Source organism: Micromonospora sp. CNZ303 (assembly GCF_004345505.1).
In genome coordinates this window covers 172422-189833 of sequence record NZ_SLVT01000009.1, presented here as the reverse complement: position 1 = coordinate 189833, position 17412 = coordinate 172422, and the positions used below count along the sequence as shown (strand labels likewise).

The window sequence follows — 17412 nt, the reverse complement described above, 5'->3', positions numbered from 1 at the left end:
GGCACGGGTGACACCGATTGGCAATCTCCGACATCGTCCCGCGCGGCGGCTCAGCCAGCTCTACGCGGGCCTCGTCCTCTACGGCGTCAGCATGGCTCTGATGATCAACTCGGAGCTGGGCCTGGACCCGTGGAACGTGTTCCACCAGGGCCTGTCCGAGCTGACCGGCCTCTCCATCGGCACCGTCACCATCGCGGTGGGCGTGCTGGTGCTGCTGCTCTGGATACCGCTGCGCCAGCGTCCCGGCCTCGGCACGGTCAGCAACGCGCTGGTGGTCGGGCTGGTGGTCGACGCGACACTCGCGCTGATGCCGGCCGGCGGGTCGCTGGGCGTACGGGCCGGGATGCTGGTCGCCGGCATCGTGGCCAACGGGGCGGCGACGGGTCTCTACCTCGGCGCCCGCCTCGGACCCGGCCCCCGCGACGGCCTGATGACCGGCTACGTCGCCCGCCGGCCCGGCCGCTCGATCCGGCTCGTCCGCACCGTCATCGAGGTCACTGTGCTGGCGCTGGGCTGGCTGCTCGGCGGGACGGTGGGCGTCGGCACGATCGCCTACGCGCTGGGCATCGGCCCGCTGACCCAGGTCTTCCTGCCGCTGTTCACGGTCCCCGGGCCGCAGGACCCCGCCCCGGGCCCGGTCGCGCCGCTCCCCGCCACCTGACGCGACCCGGACGCCGGGTGTTCCCTTCGGACGCCACGCCCGGCAGAATCCTCGCATGGGGGAGAACGGATGGCGCTGGACCGATGCCTGGATCTTCGTCTCGGTGGTGATCGCCAGCGGTGCGGGTCGGCACCGCCGCGCGGCGAGCAGCCGCCGCCCCGAGGGCGTACGCCTCGCCGACGTGCTCTCCACCGCCGACCATCTCAACCAGGCGATCCCCGAGCGGCACGAGGTGGAGGCGGCGGTCCGTCGCCTCGTCGGGGCCGGGCTGGTCAGCGTCACCGACGGCTGGTTCCGGATCACCGCCGACGGTGAGCGCCTCTGGCGCACCAGACCGAGCGCCGGGCTGGCCACCACGGTGGACACCGTGCAGGGCGTCCTGGTCCGGCGACACGCCCCGGTCAACGCCGACTGGCAGCTGGACGAGGCCGACCACGCCGCCGCCGTGCAGGAGTACGTGGTGCGCTCGATCCCGGCGCCCCGGCGCTCCCCCGAGAACCGTTCCCGCCGCGACTGAACGGGCGCCGACGGGCCGGCCGGACGGAGGGACCAGGCGGATCACGCGGGCCGGAGGGACCCGGCCGGATCGCGCGGGCGGTCAGCGGACGGGGTGCCCGGCCCCGCGCAGCGCGTCCTTGACCTCGGCGACGGTCAGCTCACCGAAGTGGAAGACGCTGGCGGCGAGCACCGCGTCGGCGCCGGCGCCGATCGCCGGCGCGAAGTGCGCCACCTCGCCCGCGCCGCCGCTGGCCACCACCGGCACGTCCACCACCCGGCGCACCGCGCCGATGAGTTCGAGGTCGAAGCCGGCCTTGGTGCCGTCGGCGTCCATCGAGTTCAGCAGGATCTCGCCCGCGCCCAGCTCGGCGCCGCGCCGGGCCCACTCGACCGCGTCCAGCCCGGTGCCGCGCCGACCGCCGTGGGTGGTCACCTCGAAACCGCTGGGCGTGCCGCCGCCGGGCGAGCGCCGCACGTCGAGCGAGAGCACCAGCACCTGCCGGCCGAAGCGGTCGGCGATCTCGGCGATCAGCTCGGGGCGGGCGATGGCGGCGGTGTTCACCCCGACCTTGTCCGCACCGGCGCGCAGCAGGGTGTCGACGTCGGCGACCTGCCGGACGCCACCGCCGACGGTCAGCGGGATGAAGACCGACTCCGCCGTGCGGCGGACCACGTCGAGCATGGTGCCCCGGTCGCTGGAGGAGGCGGTGACATCGAGGAAGGTCAGCTCGTCCGCGCCGGCCCGGTCGTACGCCGCCGCCAGCTCCACCGGGTCGCCGGCGTCGCGCAGGTCGAGGAAGTTGACCCCCTTGACCACCCGACCGGCGTCCACGTCGAGACACGGGATGACCCGCACCGCCACCGTCATGCCGCGAGCCTATCGCTCCCGGCACCGGCGGTGACCGACCTGTGAGGCCGACCACCGCCGGCGCGGCACGCCTCCGCGCGCTTCCCGGGAGTTAGGAAGGGGCCCTTCCTCTACCGCAGGCGTCAGGAAGGTGCCCTTCCTTACACCCGGACGAGCATCTTGCCCAGGTTCTCGCCGCGCAGCAGGCCGAGGAACGCCTCCGGGGCGTTCTCGATGCCGTCGACGACCGTCTCGTCGTACGAGACCCTGCCGTCGCGCAGCCAGCCGGCCATCTCGCGCACGAACTCGTCGCGCAGGTGGCCGTGGTCGCCGACCAGGAAGCCGCGCAGGGTGAGCCGCTTGCCGATGACCAGCGCCAGGTTGCGCGGCGCGGCCGGGGGCTCGGTGTCGTTGTACTGCGCGATCATGCCGCAGATCGCGGCCCGGCCGTGCACCTTCATCGCGGAGATGGCCGCCTCCAGGTGGTCGCCGCCGACGTTGTCGAAGTAGACGTCGACGCCGTCCGGGGCGGCGGCCTTGAGCGAGTCGCGCACCGGCCCGTCGTGGTAGTCGAACGCGGCGTCGAAGCCGAGCGCGCGCAGCCGCTCGACCTTGGCCGCCGAGCCCGCGCTGCCGACCACGCGCGCCGCGCCCCGCAGCTTGGCGATCTGGCCGACCAGGCTGCCCACCGCGCCGGCGGCGGCGGAGACGAAGACGGTCTCCCCCGCCTTCATCCCGGCGACGTCCAGCAGCCCGGCGTACGCGGTCAGGCCGGTCATGCCGAGCACGCTCAGGTAGGCGCTGACCGGGGCGAGGTCGGGGTCGACCTTCCGGGCGGCCCGCGCGTCGAGCAGCGCGTACTCGCGCCAGCCGAGGCCGTGCAGCACGGTGTCGCCGGGCTGGAGGCCCTCGGCCTCGCTGGCCACCACCTCGCCGACCGCCCCGCCGTCGAGCGGGGCGTCGAGCGCGAACGGCGGCACGTACGACCTGACGTCGTTCATCCGCCCCCGCATGTACGGGTCGACCGAAATGTACCGGTTGCGGACCACGATCTGGCCCGGGCCCGGGGTGGGCACCTCGGTCTCGACGAGCCGGAAGTTGTCGGCGGTCGGCCAGCCCTGCGGGCGGGCGGCCAGGTGGATCTCCCGGTTGCGGGTGCTCACAGCGCCTCGCGCACGGTGCGGGTGACCTCGACGTTGCCGCGGGTGGCGTTCGAGTACGGGCAGACCTGGTGGGCCTGCTCGACGACCTGCTCGGCGGCGGCCCGCTCGACGGCCGGGAGGTCGACCAGAAGGGTGACGGCCAGCCCGAAGCCGCCGCTGCCGTTGGCGCCGATGCCGACCTCGGCCTCGACGACCGAGCCGGAGACGTCGACCTTCGCCTTGCGGGCGACCAGGCGCAGCGCCGAGTGGAAGCAGGCGGCGTAGCCCGCCGCGAAGAGCTGCTCGGGGTTGGCGGCGCCACCGGCGCCACCCATCTCCTTCGGCACGGCCAGGTCGAGCTCGACGGTGCCGTCGGAGGTGCGGACGTGGCCGTCCCGACCGTCCCCGGTGGCCCGGGCGGACGCGGTGTAGAGCACCTGCATGGTGGTCACTGCTCCTTCTGTCGGTGGATCGTCTCGGTGACCCGGGTGAGGGTGTCGCGCAGGGCGACCAGCTCCGCCTCGGTGAGGCCCGTGGCGCGGGCGACCCGCAGCGGCACCTCGTCCATCCGGTGCCGCAGGGCCCGCCCGTCGCCGGTCAGGCCCACCTCCACCCGCCGCTCGTCGCGCGCCGACCGGGTCCGGACGACCAGCCCCGCCCCCTCCAGCCGCTTGAGCAGCGGGGAGAGCGTGCCGGAGTCCAGTCGCAGGGCGGCGCCGAGCTCGGAGACCGTGGGGGCGTCGTCGCGCTCCCAGAGCACCAGCAGCACCAGGTACTGCGGGTAGGTCAGGCCGAACTCGTCGAGGACGGGCCGGTAGACGTCGGTGAGGGCGCGCGACGCGGCGTAGAGCGCGAAGCACACCTGCCGTCGTAGCACCAGATCGTCGGTCACCGGGAAACCGTAGCGCGCGATTAGATTGTGCGCAACCGATCAGGTCGCGCGCAGCGGCACGGTCTCGGCGCGCTTCCCGGGGCTCAGCGCTCGCCGAGGTACGCCTCCAACTCCACCTCGACCAGATGGTCCGGGTCGAGCAGGCCGGCCACCACCACCATGGTGGCCGCCGGACGGACCGCGCCGAAGACCACGTTGTGCGCCCGGCCCACCTCGTCGGCGTACGTCCGGTCGGTGACGTACATGCGGGTCCGCACCACGTCCCCGGGCTCCGCGCCCACCTCGGCGAGCGCGTCCAGGCCGATCCGCAGGGCCTGTGCGGTCTGCGCCGCCGCGTCACCGACGTGGGTGACCACGCCGTCCACCGTGGAGGTGCAGCCGGCCGTCCAGGCCAGGTCGCCGGCCCGGACGACCCGGCAGTAGCCGTACACCGACTCCCAGGGGCCGCCCGAGCCGAGCCGCGTGACGGTCACGCCGTCGCCAGGGTTTCCAGCGCCTGCGCCACGGTGAAGGCGCCCGCGTACAGCGCCTTGCCGGCGATCACGCCCTCCACCCCGATCGGCTCCAGGGTGGCCAGCGCCCGCAGGTCGTCCAGGGTGGAGACGCCGCCGGAGGCGATCACCGGGGCGTCGGTGCGGGCGCAGACCTCGCGCAGCAGGTCCAGGTTCGGCCCGCGCATGGTGCCGTCCTTGGTGATGTCGGTGACGACGTAACGCGCCGCGCCCGCCTTGTCCAGCCGCTCCAGCACCTCGAAGAGGTCGCCGCCGTCGCGCGTCCAGCCCCGGGCGGAGAGGGTACGGCCCCGCACGTCGAGCCCGATCGCCACCCGGTCGCCGTACTCCCCGCACACCCGGTCGCACCAGACCGGATCCTCCAGGGCGGCGGTGCCGATGTTCACCCGGGCGGCGCCGGTGCCGAGCGCGGCGTGCAGCGACTCGTCGTCGCGGATGCCGCCGGACAGCTCCACCTTCACGTCGAGCTGCCGCACCACCTCGGCCAGCAGGTGCGCGTTGGAGCCCCGGCCGAACGCGGCATCGAGGTCGACCAGGTGGATCCACTCGGCGCCGTCCCGCTGCCACGCGAGCGCGGCCTCCAACGGGTCGCCGTACGTCGTCTCGCTGCCGGCGGCTCCCTGCACGAGTCGGACGGCCTGGCCGTCGGCGACGTCCACGGCGGGCAACAGGGTGAGGCTCACGGTATTTCTCCTCGAAGTCAGGTGCGACGGTCCAGGGCGATCACCACGATCGCCGGCAGTACGAGCAGCAACAGCACGACCAGCGCGATGCGCAGCGCCAGGTCGTCGACGAGCGACCAGATCAGGACCATCGCCACCAGGGTCAGCAGCACGATGGCGGCCCGCTCGCCGCGACTGTGCCGGGGCAGCCGGCCCGTCCGCCCCCGGCGCAGCGACGGCGTCAACCGGCGGACCAGTGCCCGCCGCCGCGACCGCCGGGCCGCGCGCCGCTCGCGGACGGCCCGTTCCCGGGCGGCCTCGGCCTCCCGGGCCGCCCGGCGCCGGGCCCGCTCCTTGCTCACGGCGTGCCCCGGCGGCGCGCTGGCCCGACGACCGCCCGGAGCCGCTCGACGTCGCCGGGCACGCGGCGGGGCCGCCCGGTCGACCGGGGGCGGGCGGAAGGGCGGCCGGCGGCGGGCCGGAGCGGACCGGCCGCACCGGGCAGGCGCTCAGTCACCGGTGGGAAGCGTGGCGAGCCAGTTGCGCAGCAGCGCGGCACCGGTGTCGGCGGACTTCTCCGGGTGGAACTGCGCGGCGCAGAGCGGACCCCGCTCCACGGCCGCCACGAAGTCCGTCCCGTGGTGGGCGGTGGTGACCGTGGCGCCGGCCTCCGCCAGCGCGCCCGGGTCCCCGACCCCGTACGAGTGCACGAAGTAGAACCTGCTGTCGGCAGGCAGGCCCGCGAAGAGCACCGAACCCGCCGGCGCCGCGACCGTGTTCCAGCCCATGTGCGGCAGCCGGGGGGCGGCCAGCCTGGTCACCCCGCCGGGCAGCAGCCCGAGCCCCTTGGTCACCACCCCGTGCTCGTCGCCGTGCTCGAAGAGCACCTGCATGCCCACGCAGATGCCCAGCACCGGACGGCCGGCGGCGACACGCTCGGCGATCACCGGGCCGGCGCCGAGGGCCTCGATCCCGGCCATGCAGGCGGCGTACGCGCCCACACCCGGCACCACGAGGCCGTCCGCCTCGGCGGCGGCGGACAGGTCGTCGGTCACCGTCACGTCCGCACCGGCGTGGGCCAGGGCCCGCTCGGCCGAGCGCAGGTTGCCCGACCCGTAGTCGAGCACCACCACGCGGCTCACGCCCCCTCCCCCGGCAGCAGCCACAGCACGCCGCCGACCGTGGCCAGCGCGGCGAGCAGCGCCGTGACGACCACCGCCCCACGCGGGGCGCCCTGCTTGTGCAGCGACCACGCCCCGCCGACCAGCACACCGGCCAGGATCAGCAGCAACGTCGGCAGCACCCCACCCATCAGAACCGCCTTCCGTTCGCGACTGCGGGACTCCGCTGCGCTGCGTTCCTCGCGCTCACAGGGCCCACCTTCCGTTCGCGACTGCGGGACTCCGCTGCGCTGCGTTCCTCGCGCTCACAGGGCCCCCTTCGTGCTGGGGATCGCGCCCGCCGCGCGCGGGTCGACGGCGGTGGCCTCGCGCAGCGCTCGGGAGACCGCCTTGAACTGGGCCTCCACCACGTGGTGGGCGTCCGGGTGACCGCCGGGGCGGGCCGCCCGCAGCACGTCCACGTGCAGCGTGATCCGGGCCGCCTGGCCGAAGGACTCCCAGATGTGCCGGGTCATGCTGGTCGGGTAGACCGGCCCGATGTACGGCGCCAGCACCGGCTCGTCGTGCACCACGTACGGGCGGCCGGAAAGGTCGACCGCGGCCCGGACGAGGACCTCGTCCATCGGGACGGTGGCCGAGCCGTACCGCCGGATGCCGGCCTTGTCCCCCAGCGCCTGGTCGAACGCGGCGCCCAGGGCGAGCGCGGTGTCCTCCATCGTGTGGTGGGCGTCGATCTCCAGGTCACCCACGGTGCGCACGGTCAGGTCGAAGCCGCCGTGCCGGGCGATCTGGTGCAGCATGTGGTCGTAGAAGCCGACCCCGGTGCCGATCTCGGCCCGGCCGGTGCCGTCGAGGTCGATCTCGACGAGGACCTTGGTCTCCTTGGTGATCCGCTCCACGCGGGCGGTCCGGCTCATCAGATCTTCTCCATCGCGGCGAGGAAGGCGTCGGTCTCGGCGGGGGTGCCGGCGGTGACCCGCAGCCAGCCGGGCAGGCCGACGTCGCGGACCAGCACGCCGGCGTCGAGCAGGGTGCGCCAGGCGGCGGCCTGGTCGCCCCCGACCTCGAACAGCACGAAGTTGGCGTCGCTCTCGGCCACCCGCACCCCCCGCTCGCGCAGCCGCGCCACGATCCGGTCCCGCTGCGCGCAGATCGCGGCCACCGTGTCGAGGAGGGCGTCGCGGTGCGCCAGCGCCGCCCGGGCCGCGGCCTGGGTGAGCGCCGAGAGATGGTACGGCAGCCGGACCAGCTGCACCGCCGCCACCACCGCCGGGTCGGCCGCCAGGTAGCCCAGCCGGCCGCCGGCGAATCCGAACGCCTTGCTCATCGTCCGGGTCACCACCAGCCGCGGGTGCCCGGGCAGCACCGCCAGGGCGCTGACCGTGCCGGGGCGGGCGAACTCGGCGTACGCCTCGTCGACGACCACCATGCCGGGCGCGGCGTCCAGCACCGCGGCGACCACCGCCGGGTCGAGGGCGGTGCCGGTGGGGTTGTTCGGCGAGCAGAGGAAGACCACGTCCGGGGCGTGCTCGCGGACCTGGGCGACCGCCTCGTCGGCGGTCAGCCCGAAGTCGACGCCGCGCCGGGCCGGCACCCACCGGGTGCCGGTGCCGAGGGCCAGCAGCGGGTGCATCGAGTAGGCGGGGACGAAGCCGAGCGCGCTGCGCCCCGGGCCGCCGAACGCCTGGAGCAGCTGCTGCTGGATCTCGTTGGAGCCGTTGGCCGCCCACACCTGCGCGACGGTGAGCCCGTGGCCCAGGTAGCCGGCCAGGTCGGCGCGCAGCGCCACGGCGTCGCGGTCCGGATAGCGGTTGAGGTCGCGCAGCTCCGCCGCGAGGGCCTTGCCGATCGCGTCCACCACCGGCTCGGGCACCGGGTAGGAGTTCTCGTTGGTGTTCAGCCGCACGGGCACGTCGAGCTGCGGCGCCCCGTACGGCGACAGCCCGCGCAGGTCGTCGCGGATCGGCAGGTCGTCGAGGGTGGTCATGCCGCCACCTCGCTTCGCTCGGCGACGGCATCGGGGCTGAGCCTGCTGGTTCGCTCGCTGCGCTCGCTCACGCCAGCTCCCCCGGGAAGCGCACCTGGACGGCCCGGCCGTGCGCCGGCAGGTCCTCGACGCCGGCCAGGGTGACCACGTGCGGGGCCACCTCGCGCAGCGCCTGCTCGGAGTAGTCGACCAGGTGGATGCCGCGCAGGAAGGACTGCACCGACAGCCCGGAGGAGTGCCGGGCACAGCCCCCGGTGGGCAGCACGTGGTTGGAGCCGGCGCAGTAGTCGCCGAGCGACACCGGCGACCAGGCGCCGACGAAGATCGCCCCGGCGTTGCGCACCCGCAGCGCCCACTCGCGTGCGTCCCGGGTCTGGATCTCCAGGTGCTCGGCCGCGTACGCGTCGACCACCCGCAGCCCGGCGTCGAGATCGTCGACCAGGACGACGCCGCTCTGCTCGCCGGTGAGCGCGGTGGTGACCCGCTCGGTGTGCTTGGTGGCCGGCACCTGCCGGGCCAGCTCCCGCTCCACGGCCTCCACCAGCTCGACCGAGGGGGTGACCAGCACGCTGGCCGCGAGGGGGTCGTGCTCGGCCTGGCTGACCAGGTCGGCCGCGACGTGCGCCGGATCGGCGGTGTCGTCGGCCAGGATGGCGATCTCGGTCGGGCCGGCCTCGGCGTCGATGCCGACGACGCCGCGCAGCAACCGCTTGGCGGCGGTGACCCAGATGTTGCCCGGCCCGGTGATCATGTCGACCGGGTCGCAGTGCGCGGCGCCCCCGGCGTCGACCGCCGCGCCGTACGCCAGCATCGCCACGGCCTGGGCGCCGCCCACGGCGTAGACCTCGTCGACACCGAGCAGGGCGCAGGCGGCGAGCACCCGGGCGTCGGGCAGGCCGCCGTTCTCCTTCTGCGGCGGGCTCGCCACCACCAGCGAACGCACCCCGGCCGCCTGGGCCGGCACCACGTTCATCACCACGGTCGACGGATACATCGCCAGGCCGCCGGGGACGTAGAGGCCGACCCGGTCGACCGGCACCCAGCGCTCGGTCACCGTGCCGCCCGGCACCACCTGGGTGGTGTGGTCGGTGCGGCGCTGGTCGGCGTGCACCTTGCGGGCCCGCGCGATCGACTCCAGCAGCGCGGCGCGCACCTCGGGAGCGAGGGTGCCCTCCGCCTCGGCGATCGCCTCGGCGGGCACCCGCAGCACCTCGGGCGAGACCCCGTCGAAGCGCTCACTGGCCTCCCGGATCGCCGGGTAACCATGCTCCCGGACCGCCTCCACGAGGGGGCGGATCCGCTCGACGGCCACGGAGACGTCGAGTTGGGCACGGGGCAGCAGGCGGCGCGGGTCACGGACGCCGCCGCGCAGGTCGATCCGGTTCAACACCCTTGCGAGTCTAGGCGGCCCGCCCGGACGGCGACCGGCGCCGCCCGTACGCCGGGACGGTGAGCCGGGCCACGCCGCCGCGCCGGGATCGGGCTACGCTCGACGCGTGACTGCGCGGCTGCCGGTGTTTCCGCTCGGAATGGTCCTCTTCCCCGGTCTGGTGCTGCCGCTGCACATATTCGAGGAGCGCTACCGCGCCCTGGTCCGGCACCTGGTCGCGCTGCCCGAGGACGCCCCGCGCGAGTTCGGCGTGGTGGCCATCCGGGCCGGCTGGGAGGTCGCCCCCACCGGGCCGGACGGCAAGCCGCTGCCCGGCGGCGGCGACGTCACCCTGCACGACGTGGGCTGCACCGCCGAGCTGCGGCAGGTCACCGAGCGCCCCGACGGCGGCTTCGACATCGTCACGGTGGGCAAGCGCAGGTTCCGCGTCGCCGACGTCGACCGGGACACCGAGCCCTACCTGACCGCCGAGGTGGAGTGGCTGCCCGAGCCGGGCGGGCCCGACGAGGTCGCCGACCTGCTCGCCGCCCGGGTGATCTCGGTCTTCCGGCAGTACCTGGGCCTGATCCGGGCCGATCCCGAGGAGCTGTCCGAGCAGTTGCCGGAGGATCCGACGGTGCTGTCGCACCTGGTCGCCGCGACGGCCGTGCTGACCGTGGCCGACCGGCAGCGGCTGCTCGCCATCGACGACACCGCCGCCCGGCTCCGCGCCGAGCTGCGCCTGCTCAACCGTGAGGCGGCCCTGCTGCGCCAGGTGCGGGCGGTTCCGGTGCCGCTGACGGAGCTGGCGTCCCCGCCGACCCCCAACTGAGCCCGGACGCGCCGGGCTCGCGCTCCGGGCGCAACGACGGCCAGCGGGACCAGCCGGCCAGCAGGGTGTACGTCACGGCCGCGCCGAACGCGGGCAGCAGCAGGTTGCCGTGCGGCACCGGCAGCACGCCGAACACCCACTCGATCCCGCCGGCCCGCAGGTCGGCCGGCTTCTCGAAGGCCTGCCCGACGGGCGCGCTCTCCAGCAGCCGCTCGTAGCCGGCCAGCCCCGTGCGCCGACCCACCTGCCAGGCGACCAGCGCCGCGCCGAAGGCGCCGAGCACACCGGCGGACAGCCCGACCGGTCCCCGGAGCCGGCGCAGCAGGAACCACAGCACGAGGGCGGCGAGCACCCCGAAACCCAGCCCCAGCAGGCTGAACCAGCCGTCGGCGGCGATCGGCTGCTCCGGCTGCGGCTCGGCGTAGACCGCCCCCTCGGCGACCTTGATCACCGGCGTGTCCGGCGCGATGGCGGCCCAGAGCAGCCCGAGCGGCACCCCGAGCACGATCGTCACGAGCGCCGCCAGCAGGGCGAGCCGCGCCGCCCGCCCGCGCGGCAGGTCCGGCTCCACGGGCACGGGCGAATAGCCGGCGGCGTACCCGAGGTCGGTGTTGCCCCCGACGTACCCCAGCGGCCCGTCGTGCGGCGGCGTGCCGGCCGGTGCCCGCCACGCGTCGCCGGTCGGGGCGTACGCCGGTGCGCCGGTCGTGGTCTGCCACGGCGCGTCGGTCGGGACGTGCGACGGTGTCGTACCCGCGTCGTACGACGGGGCAGGTTCCCGGGCGGCGTACGGGTCGGCGGGGCCGACGCGGGCCGACGGCTCGGGTTCCGCCCGGGCGGCCGGTGCCCCCGGCTCGTCGGGCCGGCGGCCGGGCCGGTCGGGTTCGGGGGTGTCCGCGCTCACCCGGTGATCCTCTCAGGCCCGTGGGCGCAGTGGGCGGTCGGTGGCGGCACACCCGCTCACCGGGCGAACGGCTCCAGCATCACCGAGGCGGCCTTCAGCCACGCCTGCCGGGTCTCCTGCTGGAGCTGGTGGTACTCGATCGAGGAGCCGGTCTCCAGCGCCGGGTCGTACGGCACCACGGCGACGGCCCGGGTACGGGTGGCGAAGTGCCGCTCCAGGTCGTCCTGCAACGGCGAGCGGCCCGGGGTGGGGCAGGAGATCAGGGTGACCGCGTTGTCGGCCAACTCCCCCATGCCGACCTCGTGCAGCAGGTCCAGCATCCAGTCGGCGCTGAACGCGGCGTCCTCGCGGGGCACGGTGGTCACCACGAGCTGGTCCGCCGCCTGCATGACGGTGCGCCAGTTGGCACTCTCCACGTTGTTGCCCGTGTCCACGCAGACCACGTCGTGGGTGCGCCGCAGCAACTCCAGCACCCGCCGGACGGTGAACTGGTCGAGCCGCTGGGCGAAGCGGGGGCTCTCCTCGCCGGCCAGCACGTCGTACGAGCCGTCGGAGGCGTGCCGCAGGTAGTCGTCCAGGTGCGCCAGCAGTTCGGGGCCCTCCTTGATCTCGACGTGCGCGAGATCTCCGACCAGGTGCCGGATGGTGCGGGCGTGCCGGGCGCTGCCGGCGCGCAGCCCGAGCGTGCCGCGCAGCTCGTTGTCGTCCCAGGCCAGCACGCCCCGCCCGCGTACGCTGCCGACGGTCGCCGCGGCCAGCACGGTGGCGGTGGTCTTGTGCACGCCGCCCTTCGGGTTGGCGAACGCGAGCACCCGGGGGGTGCCCAGGTCGCGGCGGAGCACCCCGACGGCGCGCTCCACCTCGTCCTCCGTGCCGCGCGGGCGCCACTCGACGCGCGCCGGGTAGCCCCGCTCGGTGGGCGGCGGCGCGGTGGGCGGCGGCGCGGTGGGCGGCGGCGCGGTGGGCGGCGGCGCGGCGGGCGGTGGCGCGGTGGGCGGCGGCGCGGCGGGCGGTGGCGCGGTGAGTGGTGGCGCGGTGAGTGGTGGCACGGCTGGCGGTGGCACGGCCGACGGCGGCACAACGGGCGGTGGTGCGGCGGGCGGGGCCTGGTGGGCACGCCGCGAGCGATAGCCGTTGTCGAGCACCGCGTAGCGGGACTCGACCGGGGGCGGCTCGTGCCGGTAGCCGTTGTCCAGCGCCGCGTAGCGCGACTCGACCGGCCCCGGGCCCCGGCGCGGCTCGGTCTCGATGCGGGGCGGCGGGGGCTGGGCCGGCACGCGGTACGCCGGCTCGGCGGGATACCCCGGGTCCGCCCGGTAGGTCGGCTCGATCGGATCCGCTCGGTAGGCCGGCTCGATGGAGCCCGACCGGTAGCTCGGCTCGACCGGATCCGACCGGTAGGACGGCTCGACCGGATCCGACCGGTAGGACGGCTCGACCGGATCCGACCGGTAGGACGGCTCGATGGAGCCCGACCGGTAGGACGGCTCGGGCGGCTGTTCCGGGTCCACCCGGTAGGCGGGCTCCAGCGGGTCCACCCGGTAGGCCGGCTCCACCCGGTAGGTGGCCTCGGCCCGGTAGCCCGCGTCGACCGGGCGGCCGTACTCCGCGCCGTACGGCGGTGGGCCGTCCGCGCCGTACGGCGGTGGGCCGGGCTCCGGCGCGTACGGCTCGGGGGCCCGCCCGATGGCCGGCACCCGCCCGGCATAGCCGTTGCCCGACGAGCGGCGGGGCAGCGGCTCCGGCGGGAGGGGCGGCGGATCGGCGTGTCGGTCGGCCTCGGCCTGCTCGGCCGTGCGGCTGCCGTGCCGGGCCCGGTCGAGCAGCGCCCGCCACCGCGGTGCTGGTTCGGCCGGCCGCCCCCAGCCGGTCTCGCTGCCCTCCACGGCTCGCCCTCCCAGCGCCATCGATGCCCGTCTGACAGGCTACGAACGAAACCCTATTCGGACCACACCCGTCTACGCACCTTCGGTTCTTCCTCCCGTCACGGCACGGGCCCCGGTACGCCGTCGACGCCGGCGTACGGGGAGGTCGGCGGGACCGCCGGCGGCGACCCGCCGCCGGCCGGTCCGGCCGATGTCGGTGATGGTCGCGTCACGCCCGGCGCGGGTTCCGACGTTTCGCCCACGGTCGGGGCGGGGGCACCGGCACACACGGCGGGGTCCCCTCGTCGGATCGTCACGGTCGGGACGACGCTCAGTCGCGGAGGATCTCGAGCGCGCGGTCCAGGTCGTCAGGGTAGTCGCTGACGAAGCGCACCTCGTCCCCCGTGCGGGGGTGCAGGAAGCTCAGCGACCGGGCGTGCAGCCACTGCCTGGACAGGCCGAGCCGGGCGGAGAGGGTCGGGTCGGCGCCGTACGTGAGGTCGCCCACGCACGGGTGCCGCAGCGTGGAGAAGTGCACCCGGATCTGGTGGGTGCGCCCGGTCTCCAGGCGGACGTCGACCAGGCTCGCCGCCGGGAACGCCTCCACCGTGTCGTAGTGGGTGATGCTCGGCTTGCCGCCGGAGACCACCGCCCAGCGGTAGTCGTGGGTGGGGTGCCGGTCGATCGGGGCGTCGACGGTGCCGCGCAGCGGGTCCAGGTGCCCCTGCACCACCGCGTGGTAGCGCTTCTCCACCTCGCGGTACTTGAACGCCCGCTTCAACGCGGTGTACGCCTGCTCGCTCTTGGCCACCACCATGATGCCCGTGGTGCCGACGTCGAGCCGGTGCACCACGCCCTGCCGCTCGGCGGCGCCGCTGGTCGAGATGCGGTGCCCGATGGCGGCCAGCGCGCCGATCACCGTCGGGCCGGTCCAGCCGGGGCTCGGGTGGGCCGCGACGCCGACCGGCTTGTCCACCACCACGATGTCATCGTCGGCGTACACCACCCGCAGCCCGGGCACCGCCTGCGGCACCACGGTGGGCGGGGCGACCGGCGCGGGCAGGGTCACCTCCAGCCAGGAGCCAGCCTTCACCCGGTAGGAGTTCGGCCGGGCGGCCCCGTCGACCAGCGCGTCGCCGGCGTCGACCAGGGTCGCGGCGGCGGTGCGGGACAGCCCGAACAGCCGCGACACGGCCTGGTCGAGCCGCGTGCCGTCGAGGCCGTCGGGGACGGGCAGGGAACGGTGGTCGCCGCCGGCGGCGAACGCGGCGGTCATGCCCGCTCCCGCTGCCCGGCGTCGGCCTGGGCCGCCGCCTCGTCGGTGGACTCGCCGTGGCCGATCCGGCTGCCGTCTCGCTGCCGGCCGGTCAACTCCAGCACCAGCGCGAGCAGCACGCCGCAGACGAGGGCGCTGTCGGCCAGGTTGAACACCGGGAACACCCGGCCGTACGGGGCGAAGACGCTGACCATGTCGACCACGTGCCCCACGAACCAGCCCGGGGCGCGGAAGACCCGGTCGGCGAAGTTGCCCAGCGCCCCGCCCAGCACCAGGCCCAGCGAGATCCCCCAGGGCAGCGAGCGCAGGCGCAGCGCCATCCAGACGATCCAACCGACCACCCCGAGGGTGATCAGCGGGAAGACCCAGGTGTAGTCGGCACCGATGCTCCACGCCGCGCCGCTGTTGCGGGTAAGGCTGAGGTAGACCGCGCCGCCGAGCAGCCTGACCGGCTCGCGGTCCTCGAGGGCGCCCAGGGCGAGGTGCTTGATCGCCGCGTCGGCGGCGAGCACCGTGAGCGCGAGGCCGAACAGGGTGGCGGCGGCCCGGCGGTGGGGCGTGCCGGACCTCGGCTCGGCGCTGTCGGCACCCGGCTCAGCGCTGCCGGGCCCGGCGGGCGGTGCTTCGGACATCTGCTCCCCATCGACGCTCGCGGCGGCGCGTCCGCGCCGCCTCCCATGGCCGCCGGGGAGCGGGCCTCAGCGCCGCTCCTCCAGCTGCTTGCACGTCACGCAGAGGGTGGCCGACGGGAAGGCGGCGAGCCGCTCCACCGGGATGGGGTTGCCGCACCGCTCGCACCAGCCGTAGCCACCCTCGTCGAGCCGCTCCAGCGCCCGCTCGACCTGCGTGATCCGTTCCAGGATGCTGTTGGCGAGTGAGATCTCCTGCTCACGCTCGAACGTCTTGGTCCCGGTGTCGGCCTGGTCGTCCCCGGCCGAGTCGGTCAGCCGGTCGCGCTGCAGCTCGGTGATCTCGCTCAGCGTCCGATCGTACTCGGCGCGCAACTCGTCACGCCGCGCCGCCAGGGCCGCCCGGATCTTCTCGGTCTCCGCAGCGCTGCGGGTGGCCTTCGCCACCGGCTTCCGGCCGGCGGTCCTGGTGTCGGCTGGCTTCGCCATCGTCGCTCCCTCGGCCGCGGAACCGCGGCGTTCCGCGGTACCTGGACAGGGGCCGCCGGCATCGGCGCCCCCAGGTACAAAAGGGGCGCGCGGCGACGGGGCCGCGCACTCCGGAGATTCGCAAGAATACGGAACGTACAGGCGCACGACAACGTGCCGCTCCGACGTACCGGCGTTCGGCCCCTGGTCATCCCTAACCGGGGCAAAAGGAACGCTAGCAGATCACGTGTCGGGACCCCGGCCGTACTCGCCAAACCAGCGGGCCAGCCGACCCCGCCGGCTGACCGCCCGCAGCCGCCGCTCCGCCTCGTCGCGCACCCCGGCCGTGGCCACGATCAACATGCTGTCGCCGGTCTTCAGCCGGAAGTCCGGGCCGGGCACGACGCCTGCCCCGTCGCGCAGCACCAGGGTCACCGAGGCGCCCAGCGGCAACCGCAACTCGTCGACGTGCACCCCGGCCAGCCGGGAACCGGGCGGCACCTCCAGCTGGAGCAGGTCCGCGCCCATCCGCTCCAGCGGCGCCGTCTCCACCCGGATCTCGGTCGCCTCGGCCGGCGCGGTCACCCGCAGCCGGCGGGCCACCGGAGCCAGTGTCCCGGTCTGCAGCAGCGTGAAGATCACCACCAGTACGAAGACCGAGTCGAAGAGCCGGTCGGCGCCCGGCACCCGCTCCGACAGCGGAATGGTGGCGAGCACGATCGGCACCGCCCCGCGCAGCCCCGCCCAGGACAGGAACGCCTGCTCGCGCAGGCCGAACCGGAACGGCAGTGCGGACGCCGCCACCGACAGCGGCCGGGCCAGCAGCACGAGCGCCAGCCCGGCGACCACCGCCGGCAGCACCGCCGAGCCCAGCCGGCCCGGCGAGACGAGCAGCCCGAGCAGCACGAAGAGCCCGATCTGGGCCAGCCACGCCAGGCCGTCCGCGAAGCCGAGGATCGCCTGCCGGTGCGGCAGCCGGGCGTTGCCGAGGATCACCCCCGCCACGTAGACGGCGAGGAAACCCGAGGCGTGCAGCACCGCGCCGGCGGCGTAGGCGAAGACGGTCAGCCCGACCGCCGCGATCGGGTAGAGCCCCGCCGACGGCAGCGCCGCCCGGCGCAGCGCCCACCGCCCGCCCACGCCGGCCGCGAGACCGACCGCCGCACCGACGCCCAGCTCGTAGCTGACCAGGGAGATCTCGTACCACCACGGGTGGGTGACGCCCTCCCGGGACAGCAGCACCACCAGCAGCACGACCGGGGCGTCGTTCATCCCCGACTCCGCCTCCAGGGTGGCCACCAGGCGGGGCGGCAGCCGCAGCCGCCGCAGCGTGGCGAAGACCGCCGCGGCGTCGGTGGAGGAGAGCACCGCGCCGTAGAGCAGGGCCAGCCGCCAGTCCAGTCCCAGCAGCAGGTGCACGACGAGGCCGACGACCAGGATGCTGACCACCACGCCGACCGTGGAGAGCAGCGCGGCCAGCCCGAGCACCGGGCGCAGGGTGCTCCACCGGGCCGTCAGCCCGCCCTCGGCGATGATCACGATGAGCGCGCAGAAGCCCAGGGTCCGGGTCAGTTCGACGTCGTCGAAGCGGATGCCCAGCCCCGCCTCCCCGATCGCCACCCCGAGCGCCAGGTAGGCCAGGAGGCTGGGCACGCCGAGCCGGGTGGAGAGACGGACCGCGCCGACCGCGACCAGCAGGACACCCGCACCGAGCAGGAGCGCGAGATCCAGCCCCGGCGTCACCGCC

Annotated in this window: 21 protein-coding genes; 3 read left to right on the top strand and 18 right to left on the bottom strand. The window is 75.2% G+C overall.

The window, feature by feature from the left end; all coding sequences use genetic code 11:
* Nucleotides 1-7: 7 nt before the first annotated feature.
* Together yczE and EV374_RS16705 are read left to right on the top strand one after the other, a co-directional pair.
* On the top strand, nt 8-661 hold the full coding sequence (yczE, locus tag EV374_RS16710; RefSeq protein WP_132236350.1) for a membrane protein YczE: 654 nt from the start codon (nt 8-10) through the stop codon (nt 659-661).
* Nucleotides 662-716: 55 nt separating this feature from the next.
* Entirely contained in the window at nt 717-1178 is a 462-nt protein-coding gene (locus EV374_RS16705; protein WP_132236348.1) for a hypothetical protein, read from the top strand.
* 81 nt (nt 1179-1259) lie between these two features.
* Here EV374_RS16705 and hisF read toward each other — a convergent pair whose 3' ends face one another.
* The 12 genes from hisF to hisD all read right to left on the bottom strand — a co-directional run bounded on the left by hisF (nt 1260) and on the right by hisD (nt 9712).
* Complete coding sequence (gene hisF, locus EV374_RS16700) at nt 1260-2027, bottom strand: imidazole glycerol phosphate synthase subunit HisF (protein WP_132236346.1); 768 nt, start codon at nt 2025-2027, stop codon at nt 1260-1262.
* A gap of 140 nt (nt 2028-2167) precedes the next feature.
* A complete protein-coding gene (locus EV374_RS16695; RefSeq protein WP_132236344.1) occupies nt 2168-3169 on the bottom strand; it encodes an MDR family NADP-dependent oxidoreductase in 1002 nt (333 codons plus the stop codon).
* A complete protein-coding gene (locus tag EV374_RS16690; RefSeq protein ID WP_132236505.1) occupies nt 3166-3591 on the bottom strand; it encodes an organic hydroperoxide resistance protein in 426 nt (141 codons plus the stop codon). Before EV374_RS16690 ends, EV374_RS16695 begins: the two co-directional genes overlap by 4 nt.
* A 5-nt stretch (nt 3592-3596) precedes the next feature.
* Nucleotides 3597-4040: a MarR family transcriptional regulator gene (locus EV374_RS16685; RefSeq protein ID WP_132236342.1), complete on the bottom strand. Its 444-nt coding sequence runs from the start codon at nt 4038-4040 to the stop codon at nt 3597-3599.
* Between the two features lie 83 nt (nt 4041-4123).
* The gene (locus EV374_RS16680; RefSeq protein WP_132236340.1) at nt 4124-4513 is read right to left on the bottom strand and encodes a RidA family protein; all 390 of its coding nucleotides are present in this window, start codon (nt 4511-4513) and stop codon (nt 4124-4126) included.
* Entirely contained in the window at nt 4510-5235 is a 726-nt protein-coding gene (gene priA, locus EV374_RS16675) for a bifunctional 1-(5-phosphoribosyl)-5-((5-phosphoribosylamino)methylideneamino)imidazole-4-carboxamide isomerase/phosphoribosylanthranilate isomerase PriA (RefSeq protein ID WP_132236338.1), read from the bottom strand. The genes EV374_RS16680 and priA overlap by 4 nt, the downstream gene beginning before the upstream one ends.
* Nucleotides 5236-5252: 17 nt before the next feature.
* On the bottom strand, nt 5253-5576 hold the full coding sequence (locus EV374_RS16670; protein ID WP_132236336.1) for a hypothetical protein: 324 nt from the start codon (nt 5574-5576) through the stop codon (nt 5253-5255).
* Nucleotides 5577-5723: 147 nt separating this feature from the next.
* Nucleotides 5724-6356: an imidazole glycerol phosphate synthase subunit HisH gene (hisH, locus tag EV374_RS16665; protein WP_132236334.1), complete on the bottom strand. Its 633-nt coding sequence runs from the start codon at nt 6354-6356 to the stop codon at nt 5724-5726.
* Nucleotides 6353-6526 carry a hypothetical protein gene (locus EV374_RS32585; RefSeq protein WP_165947807.1) on the bottom strand — a complete coding sequence of 58 codons (174 nt, stop codon included), beginning with the start codon at nt 6524-6526 and terminating at the stop codon, nt 6353-6355. Before EV374_RS32585 ends, hisH begins: the two co-directional genes overlap by 4 nt.
* 114 nt (nt 6527-6640) lie before the next feature.
* On the bottom strand, nt 6641-7252 hold the full coding sequence (gene hisB, locus EV374_RS16660; protein ID WP_132236332.1) for an imidazoleglycerol-phosphate dehydratase HisB: 612 nt from the start codon (nt 7250-7252) through the stop codon (nt 6641-6643).
* Complete coding sequence (locus EV374_RS16655; protein ID WP_132236330.1) at nt 7252-8322, bottom strand: histidinol-phosphate transaminase; 1071 nt, start codon at nt 8320-8322, stop codon at nt 7252-7254. Before EV374_RS16655 ends, hisB begins: the two co-directional genes overlap by 1 nt.
* Nucleotides 8323-8389: 67 nt before the next feature.
* The gene (hisD, locus tag EV374_RS16650; RefSeq protein ID WP_132236328.1) at nt 8390-9712 is read right to left on the bottom strand and encodes a histidinol dehydrogenase; all 1323 of its coding nucleotides are present in this window, start codon (nt 9710-9712) and stop codon (nt 8390-8392) included.
* 106 nt (nt 9713-9818) lie between these two features.
* On the opposite strand from hisD, the gene EV374_RS16645 reads away from it, so the two are divergent.
* Nucleotides 9819-10523, top strand: coding sequence for an LON peptidase substrate-binding domain-containing protein (locus EV374_RS16645; RefSeq protein ID WP_132236326.1), 705 nt, complete (start codon nt 9819-9821; stop codon nt 10521-10523).
* Here EV374_RS16645 and EV374_RS33465 read toward each other — a convergent pair.
* From EV374_RS33465 to EV374_RS16615, 6 genes are all read right to left on the bottom strand, one after another.
* Nucleotides 10438-11427 carry a DUF2567 domain-containing protein gene (locus EV374_RS33465; protein ID WP_486485798.1) on the bottom strand — a complete coding sequence of 330 codons (990 nt, stop codon included), beginning with the start codon at nt 11425-11427 and terminating at the stop codon, nt 10438-10440. The genes EV374_RS16645 and EV374_RS33465 overlap by 86 nt on opposite strands.
* Nucleotides 11428-11483: 56 nt before the next feature.
* Nucleotides 11484-13313, bottom strand: coding sequence for an AAA family ATPase (locus EV374_RS16635; RefSeq protein ID WP_132236324.1), 1830 nt, complete (start codon nt 13311-13313; stop codon nt 11484-11486).
* 310 nt (nt 13314-13623) lie between these two features.
* Nucleotides 13624-14568 carry an RluA family pseudouridine synthase gene (locus EV374_RS16630; RefSeq protein ID WP_132236322.1) on the bottom strand — a complete coding sequence of 315 codons (945 nt, stop codon included), beginning with the start codon at nt 14566-14568 and terminating at the stop codon, nt 13624-13626.
* Nucleotides 14565-15200 (bottom strand): signal peptidase II, encoded by a 636-nt coding sequence (gene lspA / locus EV374_RS16625; protein WP_132236320.1) that lies wholly within the window; start codon nt 15198-15200, stop codon nt 14565-14567. The genes EV374_RS16630 and lspA overlap by 4 nt, the downstream gene beginning before the upstream one ends.
* A 66-nt stretch (nt 15201-15266) precedes the next feature.
* The gene (locus tag EV374_RS16620; RefSeq protein WP_121400566.1) at nt 15267-15686 is read right to left on the bottom strand and encodes a TraR/DksA family transcriptional regulator; all 420 of its coding nucleotides are present in this window, start codon (nt 15684-15686) and stop codon (nt 15267-15269) included.
* A gap of 222 nt (nt 15687-15908) precedes the next feature.
* On the bottom strand, nt 15909-17408 hold the full coding sequence (locus EV374_RS16615) for a potassium/proton antiporter (protein WP_132236503.1): 1500 nt from the start codon (nt 17406-17408) through the stop codon (nt 15909-15911).
* Between the last annotated feature and the right edge of the window lie 4 nt (nt 17409-17412).